Here is a 10639-nt window from a genome sequence, read left to right on the forward strand (position 1 = left end):
CGATGTCCGGAGCGCTTGCCATGATGCGCAACCAGATGGCGACGACGATGCATGATTATGCCGTCTGGGACGATGCGGCGCGCGCGGTCTATGCGCCGGATTCGCAAGAGTGGATCGTCGAGAATTTCGGCCTTGCCAGCGCCGCCTCGGATATCTTCGACACCGCCTATCTGCTTGGCCCCGGCAACACCGTCGTGACCGCGTATCAGCGCGGTGCGCGGTTCAGCGTGCCGCCGTCCGAATTTCTGTCGCCGGCTTTCGACGTGATGATGAAGACGGTGCGCGATGCCGGCACGTCCGATGAAGCGGAGACGTCCGGTTTCGTGCAGACGAAAGAGGGTGTCGCGGTCGTCGGTGTCTCGACCATTCGCTCTGCGTCTCTCGACGTGGCCGTACCGATCGACCGGCTGCAGCAACTGGTCTTCATCCGCCATCTCGATCGGGACAAGGTCGGCGAGATCGCCAAGACCTATCTGATCCGAGATCTGCGTCTCGTTGATGTCGCTGATCTTCATCCCAGTGCGGCCCCCATCAAGGATCCGGCCGGCAAGGTGATTGCCGGGCTTGCCTGGATCGCGCAGGCGCCGGGAGACATCAGCTATCACAAGGTGCGGCCCTATATTTTCGCCGCCATGTCAATCGTCGGCATTTTCATCGTTCTTCTCGTCATTGCCGGCGGGGCCGTGATCGGCCGGTTGCGCGGTGACGAGATCGCGGCGCGCCGGGCGGCCCTGAAGGACCGGCTGAGCGGTTTGCGGAATCGGACAGGACTGTTCGACGGACTGCAGACGATGATCGACCAGGCCAAGGATCGCAGCGATGATGTCATGCTGTTCTATCTCGACATGGATGGCTTCAAGGAGGTCAACGATGTCTACGGCCACGCGACGGGCGACCGCCTGATCAAGAGCGTCGCGGCCGGCCTCACGCATCTGGTTCCCGAGGGCGGTATTCTCGCCCGCCTCGGTGGTGATGAGTTTGCGATTGCGTTGCCGATCAAACGTGGTGACGACGGGCCGCCGCCACTCGAAGCGCATATTCTCGATTTCTTCTCAGAACCGTTCGTGATCGGCGACCTGGTCGTGGTGGCCGGCGTCAGCGTCGGCACCGCGATTTCGCCGCTCGGCTCGATCGACGCGGAAGAATTGCTGCGGCGGGCCGATATCGCCATGTACAAGGCCAAGGCCGACGGGCGAGGTCGCGCCATCGCCTATGATGCCGAGATGGACGCAGCTCTCGCAGAACGCAAGGCACTGGAAACTGCCTTGCGTTCGGGCATCCATTCCAGCGAATTTTATGTCGTCTACCAGCCCGTGGTCGATGCCGCCTCCCATGCGATCGTCGGCCTCGAAGCGTTGCTGCGGTGGAAGTCGCCGGTGATGGGCATGGTGTCGCCTGACATCTTCATTCCGCTCGCCGAGACGACCGGGCTGATCGACAAGCTCGGCCTGTTCGTGATGGAAGAGGCCCTGCGCGTCGTACGCACCTGGCCACAGATCGGCATTTCGATCAACGTGTCGCCCGCGCAGTTCCGCAATCCGTTCTTCATTCCGAAAGTATCGTATCTCCTGGAGGAAAGCGGCGTGCGCCCGTCATCGGTGACACTCGAAGTCACCGAGGGCTATTTCATCCACAATCCGGAACAGGCCCGCCGCATGATCGGCGCGCTGAACGGGCTTGGGGTTCGCATGGCGCTTGACGATTTCGGCGCCGGCTTTTCCAGCATAGGGTATCTGCGCCAGTTCGGGTTCGACCGGTTGAAGCTCGACCGTTCGATGATCCGGGCGCTGGAAGACGGTCCGCGCGGCCGTGACATGCTGCAGGCAACACTGGCGCTCGCCGCCGCCCTCGATATCCCCGTCACGGCCGAAGGCATCGAGACCGAGGAAGAGGCTGTCATCCTGCGACTCTGCGGCTGCGATCACCTGCAAGGCTATTACTTCTCACGCCCGGTCGAAGAGGCGGCGCTGCCGGCCCTCCTCGCTGAAAAGGCACCGCCGGGAATGGTGACGCTGTCGGCATGACGGCGTTAAACCTGCCGAGATCGCAGGTTGCCCTCAGCTTCCCAGATGCCGTTCGCCGCGGCGTTTTGCCAGGTCGATCTGGTGCTGCCGCTGGCGATAGCGCAAGCGGTCCTCTTCCGTCCGGGTCTCGTGGCAATGAATGCAGGAGACGCCGTTTTCGTGGTGGGGAGACAAGAGATCCTGCGGAGTCAGCGGTTGGCGGCAGGCATGGCAGAGCGTGTGTTCGCCTTCCTTCAGGCCGTGCGTCACCGATACGCGCTCGTCGAAGACGAAGCAGGCGCCGTCCCACAGGCTTTCTTCCTCCGGCATCTCCTCCAGATATTTGAGGATGCCGCCCTTGAGGTGGTAGACCTCGTCGAAGCCCTGTTCCTTCATGAAGGCCGTCGCCTTTTCGCAGCGGATACCGCCGGTGCAATACATGGCGATCTTCGGCTTCGAAACGAGATCGGTATTGTTCTTCACCCAGTCGGGAAACTCGCGAAAACTCTTGGTGTTCGGATCGACCGCGCCGCGGAACATGCCGATCGCGGTTTCATAGTCGTTGCGGGTATCGATCACGATCGTGTCGGGATCGGAAATCAGCGAATTCCAGTCCTGCGGCGCGACATAGGTGCCGACGATCTTGTTGGGGTCGATATCCTCGACGCCCATGGTGACGATTTCCTTCTTCAACCGCACTTTCATGCGCAGGAACGGCATGGCCGAGGCCCAGCTTTCCTTGTGCTCGAGTGCCGAGAATTCCGGCTGGCTGCGCAGGAAGGCGAGGACCGCGCGAATACCGTCTTCAGGGCCGGCAATCGTGCCATTGATGCCTTCGTGGGCGAGAAGCAGCGTTCCCTTGACCCCATTGTCCTCGCACATCCGCTGCAGCGGCTGCCGGAAATCGGCGAACCGCTCGAACGCAGCGAAATGATAAAGCGCCGCAACCAGAAACTGGCCGCTGTCTTCCTGAGGAACGGCCCCGAGGCGGGAAATGTTGAACGTGTCTGTCATGCGGCGTGAAATACAGCTTTCAGCCCTTTCGCGCAATTCCCATTGCCGCATGGCAGGTCTGCGGCCCGGTGGCTCGGCCCGGCCTGGCGTATGGTCAGGCGGCCGCCTGGGTGGAGACACGCAGGCGATGCCCGTCCGGGTCGGCGCAGGTGAAAGTATAGTCGGTGTCCGACGGCGCGGGCTCCTGCAGGATGGTGACACCTTTCCTGCGCCATTCATCATGGAGGGCATCGACGCCTTCGCGCCCCGCAACGATGATAGGAAGCTCCACGTCGCGCGTGTTCGCGATGGCGTGTGCCTTGCTTCTCCGTGCGAGGCCCAATTTCAGCGCATCGTTCATCAGAACCACCGCATAGCTCGGCGACAGTTCCAGCGGCAGGGCGCCGAACATGGCCATGTAGAAAACAGCGCTCTCGGCCGGGCTTTCGACAGGCAAGATAAAGTCGGTTTTCACGGCAGTCTCCTCTTCATGTTTACAGAGGCTGTTGTAGACCGATATCCTGTCAGTTTATGGCAGCAGGATCACATGTCGTGCGCAAGCTTGACCGTCTTGCGCCATGCGGCCAAAAGATGCTGGCGTTTGCGCGGCGAGCGCAGCTCCGTCACCACCAGGGAATTGATGCGATCAGCGCGGAAATGGCGGAAATCGTTGCGCAATTCGCACCATGCGATGAGAATGCGGGCTTCTTCGAGATAGCCGAGCGCAAACGGCCAGACGCGCCGGGTTGTCGTCTGTGCATCCTTGTCGGCGTAGTCGAGATCGAGTTTCAGGCCTTGCCGGATCGCGTCGCGGATGACGGCGAGATCCATCGTCCCGACATCGGGCCTGCGGACCGACGGTACCAGAAGAGAATTGGTTTCAAGCTCGTGTCGCAGATCAGGGGGCAGCACCGCCGCGATCTTCGATAGCGCATTGCCTGCCGCCTCGCGCAAACCGTCGTCCGTTCGTGCCGCCACCCAGCGCGCGCCGAGGACAAGCGCTTCGATCTCCTCCTCGCTCAGCATCATCGGCGGCATCAGGAAGCCGGGCTTGAGCACATAACCGAAGCCCGGTGCGCCCTGGATATCGGCACCCTGCGCCTGCAGCGTGGCAATGTCGCGGTAAAGTGTCCGGATGCTGACGCCGAGCCGTTGCGCCAGCGTGTTGCCGCTCACGGGCCGGCGATAGGTGCGCAGGAGCTGGATGAGATCGAGCAGGCGGGTTGAGCGGGACATGCCCGAGCTTACTGCCGTAATCTGGCAGGATCAACAGCCGCGCGTTGCCAGCTATTCCTGCGGTCTGCCATCCTGTGCGAGGAACTGGTTGGAATAGCGCTGTTCGCCGGTGACCTCACGCCCGAGCCAGGCTGGAAGGCTCGGATTGTCGTCTTCTGACTCCATCTCGACCTCAGCGACGACGAGGCCCGCGAGCGCGCCGGCATAGACATCGACTTCCCAGATGAAGCCAGCCACCGGCACGCGGTATCGCGTTTTCTCGATGATGAAGCCAATCGCCTGGGAAAACAGTTCGTCCGCATCGGTGACAGGCATCTCGTATTCGAATTCGTCGCGCACAAGCGCGCTCTTGCCGATCTTGATGGTCAGCTGGGCGCGTTCGCCACCCGCCGTTCGGACACGTACGGAGCGGTCCTCCATCGCGACGACATAGGCCTGCCTGAGCAAAACCCCGCCATCGCTGCCCCAGCGCCAGGCATCGGAGGCGACGAGGAATTTCCGTTCGATTTCCTTTGCCATTCCGTCCCCGATGGACTCTGATTGCACCGTTTCGCGGAGACTATAAGGACCAGTGCTCGCGCGTAAACCCGAATTCTTGAGAGTTCAATGACAATATCCAAGACCCGATTGCCTCTCTTGGGTCTCGACATTAGAAGGGGAGGAGAGTATTCGAGCCTCCATTCAATCGTTTTAAAAAGGTTGCCGGCATGAGCGAGAAAACCGAGAAGCTTCTTTCCGTCCTGAAACTGCAGCCGGTCGTTCCGGTCCTGATCATCGACGATCTGGCAACGGCGGTGCCGCTGGCGCGTGCATTGGTCGCAGGCGGCCTGAAGGCGATCGAAATCACCCTGCGCACGACGGCAGCACTGGAAGCGATCCGCGCCGTGGCCAACGAGGTGGAAGGTGCTGTCGCCGGTGCCGGCACCATCCTCAATGCCGCCCAGTACGCGGCAGCCGTCGAGGCCGGTTCGCAGTTCATCGTCAGCCCTGGTACAACGCAGGAACTGATCGACGCGGCCAATGATTCGGAAATCCCGCTGCTTCCGGGTGCCGCCACTGCCAGCGAAGTCATGGGCCTGCGCGAGGAAGGCTACAAGGTGATGAAGTTCTTCCCCGCCGAGCAGGCCGGTGGCGCCGCCTACCTCAAGTCGCTGTCCTCGCCGCTTGCCGGCACGTTCTTCTGCCCGACCGGCGGCATCTCGCTGTCGAACGCGAAGGACTATCTGTCGCTACCCAACGTCGTCTGCGTCGGCGGCTCCTGGGTTGCACCGAAGGATCTCGTCGCCAGGGGCGATTGGGCCGGGATCACCAGGCTCGCCGCCGAGGCCTTCGCTCTCAGGAACTGAAACAGGCAGCCCATTCTTTTCGAAGGCCGGAGCGTTTGCTTCGGCCTTTTTCGCGTCCGTCTTCTTTTATTTGTATTCTTTTCGTCGCATTCCTATGTCTCAGTTCGACCAGTTCAACCGGCCAAGGGAGTGCGACCGAATGTTTGACGCGAAGAAATTGCTGGACCAGTTCCTGGGCTCGCAGATCCCCGGTGCGGGTGGCACCGTGCGGGAGCGGGCCGGACAGGCGACGCAGATGGCCAAGGATAATCCGCTTGCCGCCGGGGCGCTTGCCGCCGTGCTGCTCGGCACCGGTACCGGCCGCGCCGTGACGGGCTCCGCCCTCAAGCTCGGCGGCCTCGCCGCCATTGCCGGCCTGGGTTATCAGGCCTACAAGAATTACCAGGCGGGCAAGGAGCCTGCCGCGGCGCAGCCGGATGCCGTCCAGGAACAGCCGGAACTCCTGCCACCGCCGGCCGATTCCGGCTTCAGCACCGAACCTTCCGCTGTCCGCAATGATTTTGTCCTCGTCCTGATCCGCGCGATGATCGCCGCGGCTCGCGCCGATGGCCATATCGACGATGCCGAGCGGTCCCGTATCATGGACAAGGTCAAAATCTCGGGGCTCGATTCGGAGGCCGAAAGTTTCCTGAACGACGAACTGAACAATCCCGTCGATCTCGACAGCATCGTTTCGGCTGCACGGACCGAGGAAGAGCGCGTCGAGCTCTATACGGCGTCACGGCTGGCGATCGATGCCGACACCCGCGCCGAACGCGGCTATCTCGATCTTATGGCCGGTCGTCTCGGCCTTGCCGATGCGCTGATCGATCATATCGAGGCGACGGTGTCGGCGGCCAAGACGCCGGTAATCGAAACGCAGGCCAATGCGCCGCAGACATCCGTTCCGCAGGTCGGCGAGCCGCCGATCAAGTCGCCCTGGTGATCGATCCATCACGACTTTGCATTTGTGCGGCGTTCGGGCCTGTCCTATGCCTGAGGTGAGGTGAGAAGCCGGTTCGACGTTCGTTCGGATCGGTTGTCTCTTCAGCCATTCAGGGAATTTCAGGAGCAAACGATGTCCGATCTCGCGAATTGGAAAGCCCGCCCGGCGCCCCAGCCGGTGACGCTCGAAGGTCGGTTCGTATCGGTCCGGCCCTATGACCGCGAGGCGCATCTGGCGGCGCTCTGGAATGCCTTTGGCGGCCTGGATATCAATGCCCGGCTGCAATATTTCGCGCAGGATGATTTTGGCGGCATCGAGGATTTCGACACGTGGCTGACCGCCGTGCAGAAGTCCGGCTGGATCACCGAAGTTTTCGTCGACAAGGCCAGCGGCGACGTCGTCGGCATCGCCAACTACATGCGCCCGGATCCGGCCAATGGCGTGGTCGAGGTGGGTGGCGTGGCCCACGCCTTCGCCATGGCGCGCTCGCCGCTCTCGACCGAAGTGCATTACCTGATGGCCAAGCACGCTTTCGAGGAGCTGGGCTATCGACGCTACGAATGGAAATGCGACAATCGCAACGAGGCGAGCAGGAAGACGGCCGTCCGGCTCGGCTTCACATTCGAAGGCGTTTTTCGCCAACACATGCTGTCGAAGCGCGAGAACCGTGATACTGCCTGGTTCTCGATGATCGACAAGGAATGGCCGCTGTTGAATGCGGCCTTTGAAGCCTGGTTGTCGCCAGACAATTTCACCGCCGATGGCACGCAGAAGCGCAAGCTTGAAGCTATTCGCGCGGAACTTGCATGAAAGGAAACGACATGACCGAACCGCAGAAAAAGGAACGCTCGCCGGCAATTGCCGCTGCGATCATCCTGCTTGTGGTCGGGCTGGGGTTCTTCATCCTGCCGAGGATCATGCTCTGGCTGGGCGATTTCTCGCCCTGGCTGGCTGGCGCCTTCGGCACGGTTTTCGTGCTCGCCTTCTTCCTGATCTTCTGGCTCCGCGCCCGCTATCAGCGCCGGCGCGGACTTTAAGGCGCTTCAGACAGCTCCTCTTTCTCAGCCTTGCAATGAGGCGCCGAGCAGAACGAGACCCAGCACCAGAACCAGCAGGGCGCCGGAAATCTCGATGCCGTTGCTGATGCGCATGGCCGCTGTTCCGCTGGAGGCGTAGCGCACGGCCAGATCCTTGGCGGTGACGGCAAGGGTTGCCAGAACTGACACGGTGATGGCGGTGCCGATCGACATGGCGAAAACCGAGAGAACGCCACCGAGATAAAGTCCGTTCAGCAGCGCGAAGCTCAGCACGATCAGCGCGCCGGAACAGGGGCGCAGACCGACGGCGATGATCGCTGACCAGGCTTCCCGGAGCGCGAACCGATCGCCCTTCAGCATCGATGGATCCGGCGCATGGGCATGGCCGCAGGTGTCGCAGACCTCGCCCGGTCCGTGACTATGGGCATGCGAATGGCCGTGATCATGGGCGTGAGGTGCGTGATGGTGATGACCGTGGTCATGGAGGCCATGATCGTGGGCCGATGCAATGGCGAGACGGCGTTCGCGCATGCCCTTCAGCTTGCGAAACAATAGCCAGCCGCCGAAAGCCGCGATCAGGGCGTAGCTCACCACTTCGAGGAAATGTGTCGCCTGCGTCATCGAGATCGATGAGCCGCGCAGGACGAGATAGGCGGCGCCGACCAGCAGGATGGCGACGCCGCCCTGCATCATCGAGGACATGAACGACAGGAGCACGCCGCGCTTGAGTTCCGTCTCGTTGGCGATCATGTAGGAGGAGATCACCGCCTTGCCATGGCCGGGGCCGGCGGCGTGGAAGACGCCATAGGCAAAGGACAGGCCGATCAGCGACCAGAGCTGCCAGGGGTTTTCCCGCATGCCTTTGATGGCTTCGGTGAGCGTGTGATAGAAGCGCTGCTGCTCCATGTTCACGAAAGCGAAGAGGCCGCCGAACAGGCCGCCGGTCTGGAAGGCCGGCTCCGCGGTGCCGATGCCGAGCGGCGACTGCGCGTGGGCAACCGTCGCGCAAACTACCAGTGCTGCAACGGCAAGGCCGATAAGCTGCGTGGGATGGCGCGGCGTCAGCATGTGAATTCGATCCGGGTTGCAAACATCTTCGACATGTCGGTCCCCGTCGGGTCGTTGAAGAAGGCGTCGGTCAGGCTGGCCTGATTTTGAGCCAGCACTTCATCCGGGTCCGGACGCACCACCTTGTGCCGGCACGCATTCAACTGGTCGCCGATCGGCGCCAGATCGCCATCGGTCGGGAAATCCATCGCCGTGTACATGGTCGGATCATAGACCCCGAACGACATCCTGCCTTTCAGCGGGATGGGCACGGCCGGCTTGACGGCGAACATCAGCAGCAACTGTCCGTCCTTGTAGTCGGCGGTTATCGCGTCCGGCTTGTTGACCTTCACGCTTTTGCCGTTGTCGGTGATGCTTGTATAGTAATTGTACTCGGCGAGTGAATCGAGAACGGTCTGGCCGACCTCCTGCAACTCGTCGGGGTCGAGCTGGGCATTCGAATTCTTGTCGAAATCCATCACCACGCTGGCGGAAAATAGCTCGTCGAAGCGCCAGACATTGCGCAATTCGGTGATCTGGTTGCTGGCGTCGGCTACGATCTCCAGCCGCGCCTCGGCATAGATATGCGGGTGAGCAAAGGCGGCGGAAGGCATTAGCACTGCCGCTGCCGCCAGGATCAGGGACGTTGGTTTCATGCTGTCGTGATTCCCGTGAATGTTGCGGCGCATGACCGGCTCATATGCAATGTAGGGCAATTGGGACGGAATTGGGACTGCAGCCCTTGCGCGGAGAGGTCAATTTCCCGAGTTCTTGCGAAACCAGTTGTGCAGGAAGTCGACCAGTGTTCTGACCTTCGTCGGCAGATAGCGCCGGTGCGGATAGATCGCGTAGATGCCACGATCCTTCGGCAGGAAGTCCTCGAGGATGGAGATGAGCGCGCCGGAGGCGATCTTGGGCCGGGCGATGAATTCCGGCACGCCGGAAATGCCGATGCCGGATTCCGCCGCGCGGATGGCGGCCAGTGGGCTGTTGACCTCCATCGGCCCGCCGACGGGAACGCTGAAGCCGGTGCCGTCGGCCTCGACGAAACGCCAGTTGCTGTAGGAGCGGCCATTGGTGTCGATGATGCAGGCGTGCCGCGACAGTTCGGAGGGATGGCTGATCGGCCCGTTCTTTTTAAGGAATTCCGGCGATGCACAGATCTTGATCTGGAAATCGTCGAGCTTGCGGGCGATCAGCGTCGAATCCTCCAGCTTGGTGATGCGGATCGCGACGTCGAATCCTTCCTCGACCAGATCGACGAAACGGTCATCGGAAACGATTTCCAGCGACAGTTCCGGATGGGCCTTGCCGAAATCGATCAGCGATTGCCCGATCTCGGCATCGACGAAAGTGCGCGGCGCCGAAATGCGCAGACGGCCCTTGAGGTCGGAATTGCTGGCCCGGACGAGGTCGGCAAGATTGTCGATCTCTTTCAGGATTTCGGATGCGGTCCGGTAGTAGGTGTGGCCGGCCTCGGTCAGTGAAAATTGACGCGTGGTGCGATTGAGCAGCAGGGCACCCAGGTCGTCCTCCAGTTCGCGCACATATTTGGACAGCAGCGCCTTGGAGCGTCCGACGCGACGGGCAGCGGCGGAAAACCCCTCGGCATCGACAACATCGATAAAGGCGCGGATGCGGGTCAAGGTGTCCAAGTCGTCCCTCGCTTCTCGGGCTGCTGCCCACATTCTGATTCGTCGCTCTAGCCCTGAAACGTCCATGCGCAGGCTATGGATGCGAAATGGTCGTTGTGCGGCGTTAACGTTTGGCCTGCTGACGGATATCGCTAATCGCCGCCAAAAACGACCTTAAAACAAGATGTTGCTTTCCGCGACAGCTCAAGTCGAATTGTTCGAGAAATGCGACATCTTAATTGGTTCGTCGATATGGAAAAATTCAACGGGGATTTTGAAAAAAGTCTTGATTACGACAAGGTTTTTTCTTATCTCCCATTCAGCCCAAAGTCGCACGTGCCCATGGGTGTCCGCCGACCCTCGAACTGGGAAATATCCCTAAGGTGAGGTCATCGGTAAGGTACCTGGAACTAACCCC

Annotated in this window: 12 protein-coding genes; 5 read left to right on the top strand and 7 right to left on the bottom strand. The window is 61.3% G+C overall.

What is annotated here, in order from left to right:
* Positions 1-2024: putative bifunctional diguanylate cyclase/phosphodiesterase (locus VL202_RS09840; RefSeq protein ID WP_325463937.1), on the top strand; the 2024-nt coding region annotated here is incomplete at its 5' end.
* A gap of 33 nt (positions 2025-2057) precedes the next feature.
* Here VL202_RS09840 and VL202_RS09845 read toward each other — a convergent pair.
* The 4 genes from VL202_RS09845 to VL202_RS09860 all read right to left on the bottom strand — a co-directional run bounded on the left by VL202_RS09845 (position 2058) and on the right by VL202_RS09860 (position 4751).
* A complete protein-coding gene (locus VL202_RS09845) occupies positions 2058-3017 on the bottom strand; it encodes a rhodanese-related sulfurtransferase (RefSeq protein ID WP_325463938.1) in 960 nt (319 codons plus the stop codon).
* Positions 3018-3111: 94 nt separating this feature from the next.
* A complete protein-coding gene (locus VL202_RS09850; protein WP_325463939.1) occupies positions 3112-3471 on the bottom strand; it encodes a VOC family protein in 360 nt (119 codons plus the stop codon).
* Between the two features lie 68 nt (positions 3472-3539).
* A complete protein-coding gene (locus tag VL202_RS09855; RefSeq protein WP_325463940.1) occupies positions 3540-4232 on the bottom strand; it encodes a YafY family protein in 693 nt (230 codons plus the stop codon).
* Positions 4233-4283: 51 nt separating this feature from the next.
* Positions 4284-4751 (bottom strand): CYTH domain-containing protein, encoded by a 468-nt coding sequence (locus VL202_RS09860; RefSeq protein WP_325463941.1) that lies wholly within the window; start codon positions 4749-4751, stop codon positions 4284-4286.
* A 188-nt stretch (positions 4752-4939) separates the two neighbouring features.
* Here VL202_RS09860 and VL202_RS09865 point away from each other — a divergent pair, with 188 nt between their 5' ends.
* The 4 genes from VL202_RS09865 (at position 4940) to VL202_RS09880 (ending at position 7540) form a co-directional block, all read left to right on the top strand.
* Complete coding sequence (locus VL202_RS09865; protein WP_325463942.1) at positions 4940-5578, top strand: 2-dehydro-3-deoxy-phosphogluconate aldolase; 639 nt, start codon at positions 4940-4942, stop codon at positions 5576-5578.
* A 139-nt stretch (positions 5579-5717) separates the two neighbouring features.
* Complete coding sequence (locus VL202_RS09870) at positions 5718-6503, top strand: tellurite resistance TerB family protein (RefSeq protein WP_325463943.1); 786 nt, start codon at positions 5718-5720, stop codon at positions 6501-6503.
* Between the two features lie 132 nt (positions 6504-6635).
* Positions 6636-7313, top strand: coding sequence for a GNAT family protein (locus VL202_RS09875; protein WP_325463944.1), 678 nt, complete (start codon positions 6636-6638; stop codon positions 7311-7313).
* An 11-nt stretch (positions 7314-7324) separates the two neighbouring features.
* Complete coding sequence (locus VL202_RS09880; RefSeq protein ID WP_325463945.1) at positions 7325-7540, top strand: hypothetical protein; 216 nt, start codon at positions 7325-7327, stop codon at positions 7538-7540.
* A 24-nt stretch (positions 7541-7564) separates the two neighbouring features.
* Here VL202_RS09880 and VL202_RS09885 read toward each other — a convergent pair whose 3' ends face one another.
* From VL202_RS09885 to VL202_RS09895, 3 genes are all read right to left on the bottom strand, one after another.
* Entirely contained in the window at positions 7565-8608 is a 1044-nt protein-coding gene (locus VL202_RS09885; protein ID WP_325463946.1) for a nickel/cobalt transporter, read from the bottom strand.
* Positions 8602-9243 (bottom strand): DUF1007 family protein, encoded by a 642-nt coding sequence (locus VL202_RS09890; protein WP_325463947.1) that lies wholly within the window; start codon positions 9241-9243, stop codon positions 8602-8604. Before VL202_RS09890 ends, VL202_RS09885 begins: the two co-directional genes overlap by 7 nt.
* A gap of 99 nt (positions 9244-9342) precedes the next feature.
* Complete coding sequence (locus VL202_RS09895; protein WP_325463948.1) at positions 9343-10242, bottom strand: LysR family transcriptional regulator; 900 nt, start codon at positions 10240-10242, stop codon at positions 9343-9345.
* Positions 10243-10639 lie beyond the last annotated feature (397 nt).

This window comes from Pararhizobium sp., assembly GCF_035497515.1.
GTDB lineage: Bacteria > Pseudomonadota > Alphaproteobacteria > Rhizobiales > Rhizobiaceae > Pararhizobium.

Bases quoted from the DNA above. Each gene is read 5' to 3' on its own strand.
- VL202_RS09855 (WP_325463940.1), bottom strand. From the start codon at position 4,232: ATGTCCCGCTCAACCCGCCTGCTCGATCTCATCCAGCTCCTGCGCACC.
- VL202_RS09880 (WP_325463945.1), top strand. From the start codon at position 7,325: ATGACCGAACCGCAGAAAAAGGAACGCTCGCCGGCAATTGCCGCTGCG.
- VL202_RS09890 (WP_325463947.1), bottom strand. From the start codon at position 9,243: ATGAAACCAACGTCCCTGATCCTGGCGGCAGCGGCAGTGCTAATGCCT.
- VL202_RS09885 (WP_325463946.1), bottom strand. From the start codon at position 8,608: ATGCTGACGCCGCGCCATCCCACGCAGCTTATCGGCCTTGCCGTTGCA.
- VL202_RS09865 (WP_325463942.1), top strand. From the start codon at position 4,940: ATGAGCGAGAAAACCGAGAAGCTTCTTTCCGTCCTGAAACTGCAGCCG.
- VL202_RS09875 (WP_325463944.1), top strand. From the start codon at position 6,636: ATGTCCGATCTCGCGAATTGGAAAGCCCGCCCGGCGCCCCAGCCGGTG.
- VL202_RS09860 (WP_325463941.1), bottom strand. From the start codon at position 4,751: ATGGCAAAGGAAATCGAACGGAAATTCCTCGTCGCCTCCGATGCCTGG.
- VL202_RS09845 (WP_325463938.1), bottom strand. From the start codon at position 3,017: ATGACAGACACGTTCAACATTTCCCGCCTCGGGGCCGTTCCTCAGGAA.
- VL202_RS09870 (WP_325463943.1), top strand. From the start codon at position 5,718: ATGTTTGACGCGAAGAAATTGCTGGACCAGTTCCTGGGCTCGCAGATC.